The sequence below is a fragment of the Dyadobacter sp. 22481 genome, from assembly GCF_052044875.1.
GTDB lineage: Bacteria > Bacteroidota > Bacteroidia > Cytophagales > Spirosomataceae > Dyadobacter > Dyadobacter endophyticus.
In genome coordinates this window covers 48,012-66,660 of sequence record NZ_JBQENV010000007.1, presented here as the reverse complement: position 1 = coordinate 66,660, position 18,649 = coordinate 48,012, and the positions used below count along the sequence as shown (strand labels likewise).

The following is an 18,649-nucleotide window of genomic DNA, read 5'->3' as shown; positions in this document are numbered from 1 at the left end:
CACATTCACATTAACTGATCGCGTCATGAACCTCATTGGAAACATTATCTGGCTAATTTTCGGTGGATTTGTTGTTTTTATCGAATATATGCTCGCCGGCCTGGCGCTTTGCCTGACGATCGTCGGCATTCCTTTCGGCATTCAATGTTTCAAGATCGGTATTATGACGCTCTTTCCATTCGGTCAGCATGTGCGGGAAGTCCCTGGGAATATCGGTTGTTTATCGACCGTTTTCAATATCATCTGGATTTTCCTGGGCGGGATCTGGATCGCGCTTACGCATTTGATTTTCGGGATACTGCTGGCGATCACCATTATCGGTCTGCCTTTCGCGAAACAGCATTTCAAACTGATGAGCTTGTCTTTTACACCTTTTGGTAAAGAGATTTATTCATGAAAGCCATTGTGATCACGAAGCCGGGAGGGCCGGAAGTGCTGGAAATTCACGAAAGTGAAACACCTGCACCCGCCGCTTCGGAAGTGCTGATTAAAGTATATGCGGCGGGTGTAAACCGGCCTGATGTTTTTCAAAGAAAAGGGAACTATCCGCCACCGCCGGGAGCGCCGCAGGACGTTCCGGGGCTGGAAGTTGCCGGGGTAATAGCGCAGACAGGCGCCGATGTGACCGGATGGAAGCCTGGCGAGCGCGTATGTGCATTGCTCGCGGGCGGAGGTTACGCGGAATACACGCTCGCACAGGCGGCGCATTGCCTGCCTATACCCGAGGGCTTTGATAATATACAGGCCGCTTCATTGCCCGAAACGGTGTTCACGGTCTGGCATAATGTATTTCAGAGAGGGCGGTTGCAGGCGGGAGAGCGGTTTCTGGTGCATGGCGGCAGTAGCGGCATAGGCATTACCGCCATTCAGTTGGCCAAGGCATTCGGAGCAAAGGTGTTTACGACGGCAGGCTCGGATGAAAAATGCGCGGCTTGCGAGGCATTGGGCGCCGATATTAGTATTAATTATAAAACTTCAGACTTCGAGGAAGCATTGAGGGAGCAGGGCGCGGACGTGATCCTCGATATGGTCGGCGGTGATTATATTCCCAAAAACTTGCGCTTGCTACGCGAGGAAGGCCGGTTGGTTTTTATCAATACCATGAAAGGCAGTAAGGTCAAAGGCGCTGACGAGGCAGATTTTGGCTTGATTATGCGTAAGCGGCTCACAGTGACCGGCAGTACACTGCGAAACCGCGACCACGCTTTCAAAGCGGCATTAACTTCCGATATTCAAAAATACGTGTGGCCGGTTTTGGAAAAGGGCTTGTTTAAACCGGTGATCGCGCAGACATTTCCGCTCGCAGCAGCGGCAGAAGCACATACATTAATGGAAACCAGCGACCATATCGGCAAGATTATTCTGCTGAATCAATGGCCGTAAGCCGGTGGTTGAGGATTTTTGAAATCTGATCGGCCTGGGCATAAACCATTAAATGTCCACCCCCTTCGATGATGATATCCGGTTTTACAATGAGGATCGGGATCAGCTTATCGGCTGTACCGTGAATGTGGAACAGGTTTTCGACACGCTCTTTTCGGTTCCAGCCACTCATGCGGGTCAATGCCCATTTTAAAAATTTGCTGTCGGTGTCGTGCAGGATCTGTTTGAGCAGCTTTTTCAGCTCAGGGGTATCTGCTCCAAAATAGCTGTAAGTTAACCGGTTGGCTGATTTGAGTAGCGGTGCCGACAATGGTGACATCAGTAAAAACCGGATCATCATCTGATAAAACTTCGAAAGCGGAACGCCAGTCGACATACTCGAAATAAGTGTGACCTGCTGCGGACAAACGACATCGGCAATCTCTGAAGCAACAACCCCGCCGAAAGATAGACCCACGAGCTGAAAAGGTTGGGACGTGTCGATCTGCTTGCTCAACCGCGCTGCATAATGCTGCAACGACTCTTTCTTCAATGGTCTGACCCATTTGATATACTTCACATTTAACCTCGGGTCGAGTTTCAGTTTGGTAAAAACACGCTCGTCGGCCCCAAGGCCACTGATGAAGTAAACATTCAATTTCTTTACGGAAACATCGACCGAAGCGTTATCGGTCGCGCTGACAGCCTGTGGGCCGGAAAATGAAAGTAATGCCAATAAAAAGCAGGAGTTGCGTATACTCGAAAACATAGATGGGTGCTTTCACGTCGAATATACGAACTCCTGCAAAAACAATGCCGCGCACTACTTCACAAAATTAAAGCGCACGCCGCCCATCAGCCAGCGGCCAGGCATCACCGAGCCCAAAACGTCGCTGTAGTGCTTGTCGAAAGCGTTGTCCGCTTGTACAAACAGGGCCAGTCGTCGTTTCAGGAAAGCATATTCAGCCCTTGCGTTGAGAATAAAGTAGTTTTTTGAAATAGCGGCTTCGATGGCCAATGCTTCACGCTCTGCCCGTTTTTTGTACAATCCATTCAAACTCAGCGAAAAACCTCCTATCTGGTAAATGGCCGAGAAATTGGCTAGGAACTTGGCGTGAGACGACAGGTAAAATGACTGAATCTGGCTCTTGTTGTCGCTGTCGAGCCAGGTAAGGCCTGCATTGAAAATCAGTTTCTGGTTGTCGGAAATGGCGTTTGCCGACTGCATATCGAGTTCGAAACCGGTGGTATTCACCTCGGCGATGTTTAATGCAAGACCGAATGTGCCGGTAGGCGAGAGGTTGTCCTTGCGCGGCATTTGCGCATAGGGTGTCGTCACGTAATCGATCAGGTCTTTCTGACGGCGCTGGAAAAATGTACCTGAAATTTTGAGCTGTGTGGCAGGGCTGCTGGTAAGGAACCAGTCGGCACCGGCTTCGTAGCTGAACGAGCGTTCTGCTTTCAGGTCGGGGTTACCGACGCTGCCGCCGGTGACCAATTTTTTTGCGTAGTTATTAAAACGTTCCGTGAAATCGGCGTCGCGGATGGTCTTACCCGCACTCGCGCGCAGTTGCCAGCCTGATTTTTTGTAGGACAAATTGATTTGTGGTGATACCTCGGTACCAATGCTTTCCCGCCAATCGATGCGTACGGAAGGCGTCACGGTAAAATGCTCCCCAAAATTCTGCACAACCGAAACGAATGGTGCTAGCTGATTCAGGGTATGGTCGCCGCGGTCGTTGGACTTAATGTTGCGCTGCTGGAAATTGACGCCCGCGATCAGGTTCGTGCTGGAAGCAAGCCTCTGCTGCAAAGTAGCAAGCCCCTGCCATAGTTTCGATTTGCTGCTGTTCGCGATGGAATGCGGGTTGAAAAGATAGGTGTCCTGCACGGATTTATACCCCCCGTCGATTGAAAACGCTGTTTTGTTCTTCTGGTAGCTCAACCTTACCTGGTTCCACGATATTTTGACTTTCTCGCTGGCGGTGTCTGATTTGAGGACCGTATAAAAGTTTTGGGCGGCGAAATCGCGGTGATCGTAAGCGCTGCGAACGGCGAGGTTCCAGCTGGGAGAAATGGCATAACTCAGCGATAATGAGGCAGTATTGTTGTGGAAATAGCCCTTAATGCCCCGTTGCTGCACGCCGGAAGCATTATTTGAAAGAAATCCGCCGGAAACCGCCAGCTTGTCGCGCTGGACAAAGGCACCCACATTGGCGTTGAACAAACCATATTCACCGGCACTTATCCCCCCGTTGACCTGCGTTTTCTGTACGCTGTTACCTTCTTCGGAGCCGGCCAGACGCGCCGCGAAAGTTTTGGAAATTACGTGAATAACCCCGCCCACTGCATCGGAACCGTATAATGCGGAGGAAGCGCCTTTCAAAACTTCGATCCGCTCGATCTCGGCAGGCGAAATGGGAATGTAGCTGTTGAAATGTCCGGTGTTGGGATCGTTGAGGCGAATACCGTCGAGGATCACGAGCACTTGCTGGAAGGTACCGCCGCGCAAAATGATGTCGCTTTGCGACCCCTGCGGTCCGCGTGCCTGTATTTCCACGCCGGGCACGTAGCGGAGCAGGTCATCGATGCTGTGCACGGGCAGTTGCTGAAAATATTCGCCTTTGATCACCGCAATGTTCCGGCCCGTTTGCGACGCACGCTTTTCTACGAGTGAAGATGTAACGGTAACCGGGTCAAGCGATATTTCCTGCGCCAGGGACAGGTTTGTGATGAATGATAATAGAAGGGTGATTACGTAATGTTGCTTCATAGGGGATTGGTAACGATTTGTGTTTTTTTGACCACCAACGGCCGACGGCCGCAGGCCACCATTTTCTCACCCAAAACTACTATCTTGCCGGCCCGTTTACATGCTCCGGTTTGAATCTTATGAGTAGTCCGGTTGAAATACCTTTTAAAAATGTGATCCTGCTGGACCGTGCGTCCGCGACACCTGTTTATCTGCAAATCGCGCACCAGATGATCAACGCCATTCAACGCGGCGTACTCGTTACGGGTGTGCAACTACCTGGTACGCGGGCGCTTGCGGAAATGCTCGATGTGCACCGCAAAACCGTCGTGGCCGCCTATAACGAACTCGACGCGCAAGGGTGGATCGAAATGCTGCCGAACCGAGGGACGTTCGTGACCCGGAAGAGCCCGCTCATCCAGGGCAGTGCCTTGTCGGCGAGCGTGACCGATCTGAAACAATATCCCCAACAAACCGGCTTCGCATTCGAGGAAAGTATGCTGCTCGACCGGCCAGTGTCACTTTCGCGTGTGGATCTGGAATTCACCGACGGCCTCCCGGACGTCCGACTCGCGCCCATGGACAAGCTCGCGAAGGCCTATTCCAGCGTTTTGAGAAGAAGTAACAACCGGAAATACCTTACCTACTCGCACGTGGAAGGAAATATCTGGTTCCGCGAACGCCTGGCGACTTATCTCAACAACACCCGCGGCCTGCACATCGGCGCGGAGAACATCATCACAACGCGAGGCATACAGATGGGCATTTACCTGGCATCTACGCTGCTGCTGAAAAAAGGCGATAATGTGGTGGTGGGCGACCTGAGTTATTACGTTGCTAATATGATCTTCCAGCAGGCCGGGGCGAATATCCTTTCGGTACCCGTCGATGACCAGGGTATTTCTGTGGAAGCCGTGCGGCAGCTTTGCGAGCACACACCGATCCGTATGCTGTACATCACCCCGCATCACCATTATCCGACGACGGTCACGCTGAGTGCCGAGCGACGGGTGGAGTTGCTGAATTTGTCGGTGAAGTATGGGTTTATTATCCTGGAAGACGATCACGACTACGATTTCCACTACAACAGCAGTCCGGTGCTTCCGCTGGCAAGTGCCGACGGGGCCGGGATGGTCGTTTACGTGGGCTCATTTTGTAAGGCATTGGCGCCAGGGTTACGGTCGGGGTATGTGGTTGCGCCGAGGAATTTGATCCGGGAACTGGGAAAAATGCGACGGATCATCGACAGGCAGGGCGACTTAATGATGGAGCAGGCACTAGCCGAACTGCTCGATGAAGGGGAAATCCAGCGCCATATTAAGAAAGCGCAAAAGGTTTACCATCAGCGCCGGGATTTGTTTACCGAGCTCCTGGGAAATGATTTCAGCCCTTATCTGACATTCAAGGCCCCGCCGGGCGGCCTGGCGATCTGGACCGAATGGCGGCGTGACATTAATCTCATGCGTGTGAGCAAGGAGTGCCTGCGCGAGAACCTGCATTTGCCGCAAACGTTGCTGTTCCAGACAGGCCGCCTCAGTGCCATGCGGCTTGGCTTCGGCAGCCTCGACGAGAAAGAGCTGCGGGAGGCTACTTCCATTTTGAAAGCAGTCCTGGAAAAGACCGGCTAATGCGCGGGAAGCGGTTGGAATGCTGATTTATTCAATTAATTTGGGATAAATTCCTATTCGTGCATTTCAACCTGGCAACCGCATGAACAAACGTACTTTCATCAAACTTTCATCCGCATTAATGACGGCTCCCTTACTTTCCCCGCTGAGCGGCTGGGCCAATGGCGATAAGCTCCGTAACTGGGCAGGAAACCTCGAATACAGCACCGAAAAGCTCGATTTGGGCAAAAATATACAACAAGTACAGGAGATCGTCAGGAAATATCCCAGGCTGAAAGTGCTTGGCACCCGGCATTGTTTCAACGACATTGCAGATACGAAAGACCAGTTCATTACGGTCGTGGGTGCGGAGGAGCAAATGGATTTGGATACCAAAAATAAAACAGTGACCGTCAATGGCGGGTTGAAATATGGCCAGCTGGCTCCCTATCTGCACCAGAAAGGTTTTGCATTGCATAACCTGGCTTCGCTGCCGCATATTTCGGTGGCTGGTGCCTGTGCTACGGCCACGCACGGGTCGGGGGAGAAGAATGGGAACCTGGCTACTGCGGTGTCGGCGATGGAAATTGTGACGGCGGATGGTGAGGTGTTGAAACTGAGCCGCGAGAAAGACGGAGAGAAATTCAATGCGGCGGTAGTGCATTTGGGGGCGTTGGGTGTGGTGACGAAAGTGACGCTTGACGTACAGCCTACATTTATGATGGGCCAGTATGTATATGAAAATCTGCCATTGAGCCAATTGAAGGCGCATTTTGATGAAATTGAGTCGAGCGGAGACAGTGTGAGTTTATTTACAAACTGGGCTACTGACGACATTACAGAGGTGTGGGTTAAGTTTAAAGCAGAGCAGGGCCAGCCTTCGGGAACGAAGGAATTCTTTGGGGCAAAACTGGCTACGAAAAACCTGCATCCGATCCCCGAACTCTCTGCTGAGAACTGTACCGAGCAAATGGGCGTACCGGGGCCGTGGTATGAGCGAATGCCGCATTTCAAAATGGGTTTCACACCGAGCAGCGGCAAGGAATTGCAGACGGAATACTTCGTGCCACGCAGGAATGCGGTGGATGCGATTCTGGCTATTTCTAAAATGGGCAGCCAAATCAGCCCGCATTTGTTTACATCAGAGGTGAGGACCATCGCAGCGGACAATCTGTGGCTGAGCCCTTGTTACAAGCAGGATTCGGTGGCGATACACTTTACCTGGAAACAGGATTGGCCAGCGGTAAGTAAGCTGTTGCCGGTGATCGAAAAAGAACTGGCGCCATTCGATCCGAGGCCGCATTGGGGCAAGTTGTTTACGGTTTCGCCTGGTTTATTGGAAAAAAGATATGAAAAACTGCCGGAGTTCCGGGAGCTGGCGGCGCAAATGGACCCGAAAGGGAAGTTCCGCAATGGGTTTCTGAATTTGAATGTGTTTGCGAATTAAATAGCCGCTCAAAGCGTTTACCCTTATGTGACTCATCTTCCATAAGTAAACAAATACTTCTGATGGCTACCAAAACGAAGGCGCTACCACCAGCAAGCGTGGACCTCACCGCCGACAAGATTACCGAGTTATACATGCATTACTGCCTGGAAAACCACAAGAAGCCGGAATCGGTGTACCTGTTTTCCAAAGAGCACGGTTTCGCGGAAAAGGACTTTTACAAGTTCTTTACTTCCATCGATTCGCTTGAAAAACGCGTTTTTGTCAGTTTTCATAACCTGGCCGCGAACCTGATCAGCCAGAGCGGCGAGATCGACGGCGTGGGTTTCCGGGACAAACTTTTAGCCTACTATTTTACACTTGTCGAAATCCTGACCGCCAACCGCAGCTATGTGGTTTTTGCATTGAAGGAGGAAAAGAACAAGCTAAACGGTATTTTGAAGCTGAAAGAGTTCCGCAACAGTTTCAAAGAATACATCCACGAGATCAGCGATGGTTACCTGAAAGCCAAAAGCGAACGTATCCGCAAAGCGCAGCAGGACGCGCTGGAAGAAGGTGCGTGGATTCAACTTTTGCTTACCTTGAAATTCTGGCTCGACGATGAATCCGTAGGTTTTGAAAAGACGGACCTGTTCATCGAAAAATCGATCCGTGCTACATTCGACCTGATCGATACTACGCCGTTGGAGAGCGTGATCGATTTTGGGAAGTTTCTCATTAAAGAAAAATTGAAGTAGGAATGGAGACAATTGACAGCATACCTACTTCCAAAATACGGCGTGCCACCCGGCTTATTTCCACAGGGGTCAAAATCGGGGGGAATTATCTGAAGTATTACGGCGAGAAGATCACCAGTCCGGAAACGGCGCGGGATAATCTCAACAACAACAATGCCGAGGATATTTATGATAGCCTCAAAAGTTTGAAAGGCAGCGCTTTGAAGCTCGCTCAGATGCTGAGTATGGAGAAGAATTTCCTGCCGCAGGCCTACGTAGAGAAGTTTTCGCTTTCGCAGTTTTCGGTGCCGCCGCTTTCTGCGCCGCTGGTAGTGAAGACTTTCCGGAAATATTTCGGAAAATCGCCGTTGGAATTGTTCGATACATTTAATCCTAATGCGATCAATGCGGCCAGCATTGGCCAGGTGCATAAGGCTACGCATAATGGCAAAGAACTGGCGGTGAAAATCCAGTACCCCGGTGTCGCGGAAAGCATTTCGTCGGACCTGGCGCTGGTGAAACCCATCGCGATGAAAATGTTCAACATTCAGGCGAAGGATTCGGACAAGTATTTCAAGGAAGTAGAAACCAAGCTGACCGAGGAGACCAATTACATTCTCGAAATAGCCCAAAGCGCTGAAATCGCCGAGGCTTGCGATCATATCCCGAACCTGCGTTTTCCGAAATACTACCCCGAGTTTTCATCCGAGCGGGTGATTACGATGGACTGGATGGATGGAAAGCACTGGTCGGAGTTTTGCAAAACGAATCCTGACCAGGAAACCGCCAACAAGATCGGCCAGGCATTGTGGGATTTTTATATGTTCCAGGTGCACCAGCTCCGCAAAGTCCACGCCGACCCGCATCCGGGTAACTTCCTGATCGATGAAAGAGACAATCTGATCGCCATCGATTTTGGCTGTATCAAAGAAATACCCGAGGAGTTCTACAATCCCTATTTCGAGCTCGCCGAGCCGGAGAATCTGAACAATCCAGCCATTTTTCATGCAAAACTGGTCGAACTCGAAATTCTGACGGACAGGGATACCAAAGCCGAAACCGTTTATTTCTCGAATCTTTTCCGGGAAATACTGGCATTACTCACACAGCCTTTCAACGCCGAAACGTTCGATTTTTCGGACGAAGAATTTTTCCTTAAACTGGCGGCATTAGGCGAGAAATATGCCAACGACAAGGAGCTGCGTAAAATGAATATGAACCGGGGTTCCAAGCACTTTATTTACATCAACCGCACGTTCTTCGGGCTGTTCAGCCTGCTGCATGACCTCAAAGCGGTGGTGGATACCAAGCAATTTGTAAACTGACACCAATCATAACCGGTCGTGATACCCTCACGACTGGTTTTCTTCTTCCGGGTCGGTGCCTGCCGCCGGCTTTTTAAGTTTTACGAAACGGAACAGGTTGTTATTCGCCTGCTCGGGCGTTTGGTCCCCCAGTAAAATCCCCCACGGTTCCAACCCCTCTACCCGGTCGAAAATCACTTTCATCATGGCAATCGCCGGAATCGAAAGGAACATTCCCGACAAGCCTGCGAGCGCGCCGCCCACGAGCACGCCTACGATCGACACCAATGCATTGATGCGCACCTTCGAGCCGACAATGAACGGCACCAGGAAATTGTTATCGATCACCTGCACGGCGATAAATACACCCACAACGCCCAGCAGCACGTCAATTTCGGGATGGCTGATAAACGTTACCATTACCGCAAGCGCTGTCGCAACCAACCCGCCGATGTAGGGTACCAGGTTGAGAATGGCTGCCATTACGCCCAACAGGATTGCATATTGAACATTCAGTATTAATAACCCGGCCGAGTTGAGGACGGCAACCACTGTCGTTTCGAGCAGTAATCCCACCATGTAGCTCTGGATGATCGATTTGATTTCTCCAAGGATTTCCAGCACGAGTTGCTTTTGCCGTTCTGCGAAAAGCACCACCGAAAAATGGATCAGCATTGCCCGGTAATAGAGCAGCAGAAAAGTATAAATAGGAATGAGGATCAATGTGCCAAGCGGACCTGTTACCGCACCCAGCGTATCTGGTCCCTGAAACGTTTCCAATGTTTTACTCTGCGCATTTTTGAGATATTCGGCTTGCTGGCGGTAGCTCACACTGTATTCCCGGCGAATCCACCGGCGCGCATCACGGTAAAAAAGGTCGATATTCTTTTTGAGCTTCGGCCATTCGTCGGAGAAGTCGGCAACTTGCATGGATATCAATACTGTTACCGCCGACACCACCAAAACCGCGCAAAACAGGGCCAGCGTAATCGCGAGTGTTTTTGGAATACCGATTTGAATCAGTCGCTGTTCCAATGGGCGGAGCAAAACGGCAAGTAACCCCGCCAATGCAAGCGGCACGATAATGTCCTGCCCCAGGTAAATCGCGATCATGATAATGCCGATCGCGAGGAGGGTTAGGGAGAGTTTTTGGTAGAAGGGAGGGGTAGAGGTTTCCACTATGTGTCAGTTCGCGTTGAAAACGGTTAAGATAGAGTTTTCCCCAAACAAACACTCCGCGCTTCATCCGGAAATTCTCCGAAATGCGGAATATCGTTGTATCCCAGCTTCCGGTACAATGCGATGGCCTCCGGCTGGCCGATGCCGGTTTCGAGAATCGCCGTTGGATAACCAAGCTCCCCGGCCCATTTTTCTAATTCCTCAACCACCATCGAGGCAAGACCTATGCCACGGAAGTCGGGTGTAACAAACATTCGTTTCAACTCGATGCGCTGCGTGTCGAACTGTTTGAAGCATCCGCAGGCGATGGCGATGCCATTTTCGTAGGCAAGCACGACGGTTGACAGACCGGTTATGCGGTTGTAGTCCTCGTAATCTTCCTTTTTAGTGTTATAAATGCGGCAGAGTTCGGTGTCAAGCTCGCTGGTAAGATTCTGGAAATCGGGGTTGTCGCTGGTGGTGCGGATGATTTCGGGCATTAGTTTACGCAATTTGAATGTCTGGATTGCGAAGATAGGCATTTGCGTTATCCGAGTTTTATTTGACGATCTTTCGAAACGACTTGTAGTTTTGCATCGCGGCGCTTTCAGGGCTGTTTGTTAATACTTAAAAGAATATGCAAAATATAGTTGCTACTCTCCTGTTACTGGTCCTGTCGTTGGCCGCATTTGCGCAAAAGGGCTTCAAAGTCGTGCCTCTGGGTGTTAAAGGGGGAACAATGGATGGAAACCTTTCCGCATACCTGCTCGCGCCTGCCGGCTCGGATGCGTATGTGTGCCTGGATGCGGGTACGGTGAGTAACGGCATTGAAAAGGCTATCGAAAAGAAGACATTCAACGTGAATGGGGAAACGGTTTTAAAAAAATATATCAAAGGCTACCTCATTTCACACCCGCATCTCGATCATATTTCCGGCATGGTCATCAATTCGGTGGACGATACGGTGAAGCAGGTTTATGCTATGGAGCATTGCATTGGTGTGATGAAAGCGCATTATTTCAACTGGCAAAGCTGGCCTAACCTGGCGAACGACGGTAATGCGCCCGCATTGAACAAATATCGTTACCAACAATTGTCGGAGGGGGAAGAAACGCCGCTTGCGGAGACACGAATGTCCGTGAGAGCCTTCCCGCTAAGTCATTCGAAACCTTATTCCAGTACTGCTTTTCTCGTGAAGAGTGGAGAATCCTATGCGCTGTATTTCGGTGATACAGGGCCGGATGAGGTAGAGAAAACCGATCATATGCACAGGGTTTGGGCCGCTGTGGCGCCGCTGGTGAAATCGGGCCAATTGACAGGGGTTTTCCTGGAAGTCTCGTATCCCAACACGCAGCCCGACCGCCATTTGTACGGGCACCTCACGCCGAAATGGTTCATCCAGGAATTTGAAGTGCTGGCCGGATTGACCGGAAAAGAGCGTTTACGAGGCCTGAACGTGGTCGTTACGCACATCAAACCCACCGGAAATAATGAAGAAATAATACGCAAGGAATTAAATGCCGGTAATACCCTCGGGCTGCGGCTGATCTTCCCCGAACAAGGTGTAAAGTTTGAATTGAATTGAATGCAAAAGGCGGGTTTTGCGACCCGCCTTTTGCTATTTGAATAGGGTAACCTGGCCGCTTGCCACTCTCGGGTCGTAGGGGACTTGTAGTTCCATTCCCAATTCTTTGTTTAGTTTCTGGATCAAATACGAGGATAGCAAAGGCGATGCTTCCTCATGGTTCTGGTGAACAAAGAAATAGATATTCTGGATACCTTCCTCCGTCCAGCGTTTCAGCCTTTCAAACCAGTCGTCGAGGCGGGTATAATCAGAATCGACATTAGCGCCGTTGTAGCGGATGAATGCGGTGGGCGTTGTGAGTCGCATGTGCAGCAGGTCACGGCGTCCGGCCGAATCGGTCACGATATGCGAGATATTTTTCTTTTCCAGCAGACTATAAAGCTCTTCGCTGTCAAATGACCCGTCGTACCATCCCGTATGCCGCAATTCCAGCGCAAGCGGGAAGCCGGAAGGCCATTCTTCCAGGTATGCCTTCAATATTTCCCAGTTTTTGGGGCCGAAATTGTCGGGCATTTGCAGGAAAAGCATTCCGAGTTTGTCCTGCAAATGAGCGATCCCGTCGAGGTAAATGTCGGTCGGCTCCTTGGCATCTTTCAACCTTTTCCAATGGCTGATACCCTGGTGCAGTTTCGGGAAAAATTTGAAACCCGCCGGCGTTTTGGTATACCAGGTTTCGATCGTTTCAACAGGGAAATTATTGTAAAAGGTGGCATTCAGCTCAATGCTGTTGAATTGCGTCGCATAATACGCCAATTCATCTTTAGTACCCTTGGGATAAAAACCTTTGAGGTCGGTTTTATTCCATTTGGCACATCCGATGTAGATTCCCGGTTTTCCGGCTTTCGCCGCATTCAGCAGCGCTTTGTTGGCAGGAGCATCGGGCGGCAAACTGAAATCTATGTCATCGGGATTTTCAACTTTTCCGAATTTCATGACTGGCTAGGTTAGGATGAGGAATTAAAAACCTGGCAAGCCTCCAAGACTTGCCAGTTGTCGAATAACGACCGGATTATCTTCCGAAGTCGTCCTGAACCCGAACGATATCGTCTTCGTCGGATGGATTGGAAGGATCTGTATGTTGCCAGATTTCGGCTACGAAACCCCATTCGTTGACACCCACCAGGCGATGGCGCTCGCCTTTTTTGAGGTTCACGACCGTACCGATCGACAGTTGCTGCAATTCGGTTTCTTCGTCGGTGTCGCTGATCACGATGCCCGCGTTTCCGCCGATCACTTTCCATATTTCGGCGCGACGGTGGTGGTATTGCCATGAAAGGCGTTTGTTCGGGGCCACCACAAGAACTTTGGGGCTTAATTTTTCATAACCCGCGAAATCAGCGAGCGACAAATGCGGGAAGAATGTGGAGATGAACTTGGGTGCCTGACTTTCGTCGAGTACAAAGAAACCGCCCCATGGGCGTGAATGGTCTTTGGCTACAACCGTGAAGCCTTGCTCATCTATAAACTGCTGTACTTTTTCGAAAACCTCATTTTTATCGGCATCGGCCGCAAACGATTGTATCATAACCAATAGTAATTAATGAATCAGGTGAATTTCAAAATTAGGATAAAAAACAAAAAGATGCCCCAAAATATTCAGGGCACCTTTTGAATTAAATCTACTAATTTATACTATTTGTCCCACCATACCTTTGTGGTGAATTCGTCGGGCAAAGTAGCGCCTGTCTGGTAGTTCGGGTTACCTGCTACTTCGTTGGTCGGATAGCGGAGTCTTACGGGAATGGTTCCTTGGGTTACGTTGCCTGGGTAATTGGTGGGTGTCAGCTTGGGAAAGCCGGTTCTGCGCCAGTCGTTCCAAGCTTCCCACCAGTTGAAGAATTTGTTCACCCACATTTGCTCCCCGATCATTTCCAGCGCCGGTTTGGCGGTGCCATAGGGGTAGGTGTTGAGATAAGCGGTTACCGCCGCATCCGAAACTGTCAGCGCCGCATCGTACGGCGTGTACATTTGCATGGATGCTTTCACACCTGCGTCGTAATGCGATTTCGCCGTTCCAGAGATACCGGTTCCGATTTTGCGTTCAATGGCTTCTGCCAGTAGAAACTCGACTTCGCCGTAGTTCATGATCATGTATGGATCCGAGTCTTGCAACATTTTCACGTTGATACGGGAATACGTTTTCGGCAATATCACGGCCTGGCCTTCGAGTTTGTCGAGCATGGGCTGGTCGTATCCATTCGGCATGCCCTTTTGTTTCAGTGGGTCAAGCGTAATAGGAGTGTAGCCGGCGGCAGTCCAATCACCGATTCCTCCGCTGATAACCATCAATCGCGGATCATCATCAGCCGTACTGGTGGCATTGGTGCCCTTCAGGAAGTTTACGAGCGTAGCGCTGAGGTATGCAGGCTGTCCGCCATCGCCCGGATCGAATGCCCGGGAAATACCATTCTGGTTGGTCCATTCCCCCGGACCGTCGGCCATTGCTACCCAAACGTTGTCGGCATTGCTCGCGAATACGCCTCCGGCCGCTGCTTTGGTTACGTAAGTTGCCGCCTTGGCTGCGTCCACATTGGAAATGCGCATGGCAAGACGGAGCATAAGGGAATAACCGAATTTCTTCCACTTCGCGATGTCGCCTTTATAGATGAAATCGGCAGCAGCGAAGCCCTCATCTGCATTGGATGCGCTTAGCGCCGAGGAAGCTTCGTCCAGTTCTTTCAGCAAATCGGCGTAGACAGCATCCTGCGAGTCATATTTTGGAAAGAAAATACCTTCCGTGCCTTTATTGGCCTCGGAATAGGGAATGTTGCCGTAAAAGTCGGTGAGGCGGGCAAAGCTGAATGCGCGAAGAATGCGTGCAGCCTGGCGCATATTCAGGTATTTACCTTCTCCAAATCCGCCCGGTCCGGATTGTTTCAGGATTTCGGCAAGGTTTTTCAATTGATCATTGTAGGTGAAATCAAAGGGTGCCGCATTGGTTTCGGCATTCACCGTGTATTTATCACCGGGAGCGATACCGCCGCCTGCATTAGCCAGCTGTTGGATCGCGTAGGCACACATACCTATGTTGGTACGCCAGTCGATGTAGCGGTTGTCGCCGGATGTACCATTGGAAGCTATGCCCAATTCGGCTGACGTGAACATCAGGTTCAGGTTAACCTGGTTCAATGCCTGCGGATTAATGTTGAGATCGTGGAGTTCCTTCGTATCACAGCCAGTCGCCAACATTATCGCCAAACTATATTTCAAATATTTCGTCAAATTTTTCATGTCGGGATAATTAGAATGTTGCTCTCAAGTTGAAACCGTAACTGCGTGTAGAAGGGAAACCGAAGTAGTCGAAGCCCTGTGAGTTTCCATTCGAGTAAGTCGACTCAGGATCCACATTATCGATGTTTTTAAACAGGATAGCCAGGTTTCGTCCGACGAATGAAACGCTCAGGCTTTGCAACGGGGTTTTTTCAAGCAGTTTTCTCGGAACTGAGTAACCTAAGGTTAACTGCCTCAACTTAATGAACGAAGCATCATAAAGGTACATTGGAGTTACAGCGTCGGCTTCACCGCCAACGGATTGCCAGTAGTCATAAGCTTCACGTGGCGACAGGGTTTTGGTGAAAGGTTTGTATTCGGTGCCTTCCTGTGTTACGCCTGTTACGGTCAAAGGTGCTTCGCCTTCTCTTCCTTTCAGCGACTGTTTGCTCACACCCCATTGATCAAGGCGCATATTGGTACCTGAAAGAATATCCCCTCCCCATTTGAAATCGACAAGAAAAGAAAGATCGATGCCTTTGTAATTGAATGCGTTGGTCAGACCGCCGGTAAGCTTGGCTATACCATTACCGATGATTTCATACCCGCTCGATCCGACAGGGCGGCCGTCGTTGTAAAACACGGGCTGGCCATCCGGGGACATTTTCTGCACCCGACCGGTGATCATACCAAAGGGTTGGCCTACAATGTTTTTGATGTAAGAGTTACGTGTACGCGGTTCATCCATTACAAGCTCATTGCTGCCTTCGATCAGCGCTTTTACTTTATTGTTATTTTTGGCAAGGTTCAAACTGACATCCCAGTTAAGTATGCTGCTCTTAAGGGGAGTTACTGTGAGCAACAATTCGATGCCCCTGTTTTGCAGTTTACCAAGGTTTACGTAAGTCTTCTCGAAGCCCGTGGCTTTGGAGATGGTCGCGCTAAGGATGTCGTCGGTAGTCTGCTGATCGTAATAAGTGAAATCCACGGCGACTTTGTTATTAAAAAGACGGAAATCAATACCGATCTCTTTTTCTGTCACTGTCAATGGTTTCAGGTTCGGATTCGGAATGGTACCGCCGTTACCCATTGCTTGCGAGAACGATGCCATCGGATAGCCCAGGTGGGGATTGCCGTTCAGAGAATAGGTCAGGTTGGTTGAATACTCCTCATTTGTAGCGTTACCCACCTGTGCCCAGGATGCACGTACCTTACCATAGGAGACCCAGGAAGGGAGGTTTTTAAAAGCATCAGAAAATACGAAGCTGGTTCCGATTGACGGATATAGTGTACTGTTGCTTTCCGGATTCAAAAGAGAGAACCAGTCATTACGCGCGGTTGCGTTTAGATAGAGAAAACCGTCGTAAGAAATCTCCGCCGATCCCAACAATGAGTTAATCCCTCTCTCTTTGAAATCGTAATCCCACGATTTACCCTTTACGTTGTTTAAAGCAGGGAAGAATTGAACGTTGAAGCCATTACCATAAGCGTTCACGTAGTCATATTTCCGTCTCATGCGGTTACCGCCGGCAAACGCGTTAATACCGATTTTCCCAAAATCTTTGTTAACTCCTATCATATATTCGGCATTGATTTCCTGGACATTCCAGGTTCCCATGCTCCGCGCCCCACCACGCTGATAACCTGTTCCTTCCGGAGTGAGCCCTTCGGCGCGACGTTGGTATTTGTCGAGGCCAACACGGCCAGAGATGTATAGCCAGTCGGTAAGCTGGTATTTCAATGAGCCGGAAGTGATAAACCGGTTCTTTTTGTCGGTTTTAATGAACTGGTGCGTGACCCAGTAGGGGTTCTGGCCCCAGTTGTTGCTGGCTTGCTGGTATTCTTCACCTACCTGCTTGCCGAAAATACTCAGGCTATTCGCGTCGGTTCCGGCAGGAATCGCACCTGGTTTGTTAGGGTCACCATAATAGTCAAGCACATTATAGCTGCCGGGAGTGCGCCAAAGCGACTGGATCGCGTTACCGGGTGAATCGGACACGTTCGGACGGTTTTTAGCTTTTTCTTCTGAATAGAGAACTTTCGCATCCAATGTCAGCCTTTTGCCGAATTTGGCATTGGTCGATAGCGAAAGGTTGATCCTGTCATAGCCCGAATTAGGGATAATGGTGGTGCTGTTCAGATTGGTAACCGATGCCCGGAAGTTCTGGGTTTCGTTTCCGCCCGACAATGCAAGGTTGTTGGTAAATGCGTGACCTGTTTTATAAAAGCGAGAGAAATTGTCGCCCTGATAAGCATAAGGCCGCATTTTGCCGTCGAAGCCTACATATTGGCTGTTATCGTATTTGGGCCCCCATGAGTCGTCGCCCCATTCGTAGGCTTGTGTTTGATTGGCGGGCTTAGAAGCTACACCATTCACGTAAGAACCACTGCCGTAAGAATGTTGGAGGTCCGACAGGTCGTTGAATTTCTCAAGAACATAGTTTGAACCGAATTCGACACCAATACCTTTTCTTTTGGTTCCGCGCTTGGTAGTGACGTTGATAACGCCGTACGCTGCGCGTGAACCATACAATGCTGCTGCATTAGCACCTTTCAGTACCGTCACCGACTCGATGTCATCCGGGTTGATACTCGAAAGACCATCCCCTTCATCGGAACCTCCCCAAAGGCCGGCCTGGCCGAAGTTGTTGTTATCCATCGGAATACCGTCGATTACATAGAGTGGCTGGTTAGGCCCTTGAAGGGATTTGTTACCGCGGATGATCACGCGGGAGGAACCCGCAGGCCCAGAGGCGATTTTACTGACGTTAACCCCCGCTACACGTCCGGCCAGGGCGTTACCGAGGTTGGCCTCCCGAGCCGCCGTCATGTTGGTTCCTGCTACTTCCGTAATGGAATAGGCAAGAGATCTCTTTTCGCGACTGATACCCAATGCGGTTACTACCACTTCGTTCAATGCCGTTGCTTCGGCGGTCAGTGAAAGGTTCAGGATGGTTGCATTGGCTGTCACTTCTCTGGTAACGTAACCGATATAGCTGAACGCCAATGTTTTCCCCTTCTCGACAGTGATACTATATTCGCCTTTATTGTTGGTGGAGGTACCTCTTGTGGTACCTTTTACAACTACATTGACACCGGCTATCTCACCGCCGGCAGCGTCGCTTACTTTCCCGGATACTGTCATTTCCTGCGCATACCCCCTAAGGGAGAGCACAGTGAGCAGTATCAGCATCTTAACTAGTAAATTTTTTTTCATACAGTTTGTACATCGATAGGTTAAACCGTTTTCTTGGATTAAGGAATTAGGGCTGAAAATCAGGTCAAATATACCGCAGTTGACTCCATATGTATATAGTGCTTTTTTAACTGAAAATAACACATTTTTAACACCTTTTTAATATTGAATTCATAAGTATTCTTATATTGGATAGAGATATTTATAGATTTGGATGCCGGTTTTTCCCTGGCTTTAACAATACAGATTGGCCTGAATCACATCAAAAATTATCAAAAAACATGTTCGGTGGTATGTATACGTTTGTAATAG

At 49.9% G+C, this 18,649-nt stretch carries 15 protein-coding genes; 7 read left to right on the top strand and 8 right to left on the bottom strand.

Annotation, left to right across the window (positions count from 1 at the left end; all coding sequences use genetic code 11):
* The first annotated feature begins 25 nt into the window (after positions 1 to 25).
* A complete protein-coding gene (locus ACTJJJ_RS31245; RefSeq protein WP_188939272.1) occupies positions 26 to 397 on the top strand; it encodes a YccF domain-containing protein in 372 nt (123 codons plus the stop codon).
* The gene (locus ACTJJJ_RS31240) at positions 394 to 1,383 is read left to right on the top strand and encodes an NAD(P)H-quinone oxidoreductase (protein WP_188939273.1); all 990 of its coding nucleotides are present in this window, start codon (positions 394 to 396) and stop codon (positions 1,381 to 1,383) included. Before ACTJJJ_RS31245 ends, ACTJJJ_RS31240 begins: the two co-directional genes overlap by 4 nt.
* On the opposite strand, the gene ACTJJJ_RS31235 is transcribed toward ACTJJJ_RS31240, so the two are convergent.
* Entirely contained in the window at positions 1,358 to 2,131 is a 774-nt protein-coding gene (locus ACTJJJ_RS31235) for an alpha/beta hydrolase (RefSeq protein WP_188939274.1), read from the bottom strand. The two genes, ACTJJJ_RS31240 and ACTJJJ_RS31235, sit on opposite strands and share 26 nt — an antisense overlap.
* Before the next feature lie 54 nt (positions 2,132 to 2,185).
* Positions 2,186 to 4,135 carry a TonB-dependent receptor plug domain-containing protein gene (locus ACTJJJ_RS31230; protein WP_188939275.1) on the bottom strand — a complete coding sequence of 650 codons (1,950 nt, stop codon included), beginning with the start codon at positions 4,133 to 4,135 and terminating at the stop codon, positions 2,186 to 2,188.
* Positions 4,136 to 4,254: 119 nt separating this feature from the next.
* On the opposite strand from ACTJJJ_RS31230, the gene pdxR reads away from it, so the two are divergent.
* From pdxR to ACTJJJ_RS31210, 4 genes are all read left to right on the top strand, one after another.
* Positions 4,255 to 5,742: a MocR-like pyridoxine biosynthesis transcription factor PdxR gene (gene pdxR / locus ACTJJJ_RS31225; protein ID WP_188939276.1), complete on the top strand. Its 1,488-nt coding sequence runs from the start codon at positions 4,255 to 4,257 to the stop codon at positions 5,740 to 5,742.
* Positions 5,743 to 5,824: 82 nt separating this feature from the next.
* Positions 5,825 to 7,168 carry a D-arabinono-1,4-lactone oxidase gene (locus ACTJJJ_RS31220; protein ID WP_440703863.1) on the top strand — a complete coding sequence of 448 codons (1,344 nt, stop codon included), beginning with the start codon at positions 5,825 to 5,827 and terminating at the stop codon, positions 7,166 to 7,168.
* Positions 7,169 to 7,230: 62 nt separating this feature from the next.
* Complete coding sequence (locus ACTJJJ_RS31215; protein ID WP_188939278.1) at positions 7,231 to 7,905, top strand: TetR family transcriptional regulator C-terminal domain-containing protein; 675 nt, start codon at positions 7,231 to 7,233, stop codon at positions 7,903 to 7,905.
* A 2-nt stretch (positions 7,906 to 7,907) separates the two neighbouring features.
* Positions 7,908 to 9,209, top strand: coding sequence for an ABC1 kinase family protein (locus ACTJJJ_RS31210; protein ID WP_426292152.1), 1,302 nt, complete (start codon positions 7,908 to 7,910; stop codon positions 9,207 to 9,209).
* Between the two features lie 27 nt (positions 9,210 to 9,236).
* Here ACTJJJ_RS31210 and ACTJJJ_RS31205 read toward each other — a convergent pair whose 3' ends face one another.
* Both ACTJJJ_RS31205 and ACTJJJ_RS31200 read right to left on the bottom strand, forming a co-directional pair.
* Entirely contained in the window at positions 9,237 to 10,370 is a 1,134-nt protein-coding gene (locus ACTJJJ_RS31205) for an AI-2E family transporter (protein ID WP_262892454.1), read from the bottom strand.
* Between the two features lie 23 nt (positions 10,371 to 10,393).
* Positions 10,394 to 10,888 carry a GNAT family N-acetyltransferase gene (locus ACTJJJ_RS31200; protein ID WP_229223374.1) on the bottom strand — a complete coding sequence of 165 codons (495 nt, stop codon included), beginning with the start codon at positions 10,886 to 10,888 and terminating at the stop codon, positions 10,394 to 10,396.
* A 95-nt stretch (positions 10,889 to 10,983) separates the two neighbouring features.
* On the opposite strand from ACTJJJ_RS31200, the gene ACTJJJ_RS31195 reads away from it, so the two are divergent.
* Positions 10,984 to 11,931 (top strand): MBL fold metallo-hydrolase, encoded by a 948-nt coding sequence (locus ACTJJJ_RS31195; protein ID WP_440703862.1) that lies wholly within the window; start codon positions 10,984 to 10,986, stop codon positions 11,929 to 11,931.
* 33 nt (positions 11,932 to 11,964) lie between these two features.
* Here the strand turns inward: ACTJJJ_RS31195 and ACTJJJ_RS31190 are convergent, their stop codons facing one another.
* The 4 genes from ACTJJJ_RS31190 to ACTJJJ_RS31175 form a co-directional block, all read right to left on the bottom strand.
* Positions 11,965 to 12,864 (bottom strand): DUF72 domain-containing protein, encoded by a 900-nt coding sequence (locus ACTJJJ_RS31190; RefSeq protein ID WP_426292149.1) that lies wholly within the window; start codon positions 12,862 to 12,864, stop codon positions 11,965 to 11,967.
* A gap of 76 nt (positions 12,865 to 12,940) precedes the next feature.
* The gene (locus tag ACTJJJ_RS31185) at positions 12,941 to 13,456 is read right to left on the bottom strand and encodes a phosphoheptose isomerase (RefSeq protein ID WP_188939283.1); all 516 of its coding nucleotides are present in this window, start codon (positions 13,454 to 13,456) and stop codon (positions 12,941 to 12,943) included.
* A 107-nt stretch (positions 13,457 to 13,563) separates the two neighbouring features.
* The gene (locus ACTJJJ_RS31180; RefSeq protein ID WP_440703861.1) at positions 13,564 to 15,162 is read right to left on the bottom strand and encodes a SusD/RagB family nutrient-binding outer membrane lipoprotein; all 1,599 of its coding nucleotides are present in this window, start codon (positions 15,160 to 15,162) and stop codon (positions 13,564 to 13,566) included.
* A gap of 10 nt (positions 15,163 to 15,172) precedes the next feature.
* On the bottom strand, positions 15,173 to 18,358 hold the full coding sequence (locus tag ACTJJJ_RS31175; RefSeq protein WP_440703860.1) for a SusC/RagA family TonB-linked outer membrane protein: 3,186 nt from the start codon (positions 18,356 to 18,358) through the stop codon (positions 15,173 to 15,175).
* Between the last annotated feature and the right edge of the window lie 291 nt (positions 18,359 to 18,649).

Bases quoted from the DNA above. Each gene is read 5' to 3' on its own strand.
- ACTJJJ_RS31230 (WP_188939275.1), bottom strand. From the start codon at position 4,135: ATGAAGCAACATTACGTAATCACCCTTCTATTATCATTCATCACAAAC.
- ACTJJJ_RS31220 (WP_440703863.1), top strand. From the start codon at position 5,825: ATGAACAAACGTACTTTCATCAAACTTTCATCCGCATTAATGACGGCT.
- ACTJJJ_RS31185 (WP_188939283.1), bottom strand. From the start codon at position 13,456: ATGATACAATCGTTTGCGGCCGATGCCGATAAAAATGAGGTTTTCGAA.
- ACTJJJ_RS31210 (WP_426292152.1), top strand. From the start codon at position 7,908: ATGGAGACAATTGACAGCATACCTACTTCCAAAATACGGCGTGCCACC.
- ACTJJJ_RS31180 (WP_440703861.1), bottom strand. From the start codon at position 15,162: ATGAAAAATTTGACGAAATATTTGAAATATAGTTTGGCGATAATGTTG.
- ACTJJJ_RS31245 (WP_188939272.1), top strand. From the start codon at position 26: ATGAACCTCATTGGAAACATTATCTGGCTAATTTTCGGTGGATTTGTT.
- ACTJJJ_RS31240 (WP_188939273.1), top strand. From the start codon at position 394: ATGAAAGCCATTGTGATCACGAAGCCGGGAGGGCCGGAAGTGCTGGAA.
- ACTJJJ_RS31215 (WP_188939278.1), top strand. From the start codon at position 7,231: ATGGCTACCAAAACGAAGGCGCTACCACCAGCAAGCGTGGACCTCACC.
- ACTJJJ_RS31195 (WP_440703862.1), top strand. From the start codon at position 10,984: ATGCAAAATATAGTTGCTACTCTCCTGTTACTGGTCCTGTCGTTGGCC.
- ACTJJJ_RS31200 (WP_229223374.1), bottom strand. From the start codon at position 10,888: ATGCCTATCTTCGCAATCCAGACATTCAAATTGCGTAAACTAATGCCC.
- ACTJJJ_RS31175 (WP_440703860.1), bottom strand. From the start codon at position 18,358: ATGAAAAAAAATTTACTAGTTAAGATGCTGATACTGCTCACTGTGCTC.
- pdxR (WP_188939276.1), top strand. From the start codon at position 4,255: ATGAGTAGTCCGGTTGAAATACCTTTTAAAAATGTGATCCTGCTGGAC.
- ACTJJJ_RS31235 (WP_188939274.1), bottom strand. From the start codon at position 2,131: ATGTTTTCGAGTATACGCAACTCCTGCTTTTTATTGGCATTACTTTCA.
- ACTJJJ_RS31190 (WP_426292149.1), bottom strand. From the start codon at position 12,864: ATGAAATTCGGAAAAGTTGAAAATCCCGATGACATAGATTTCAGTTTG.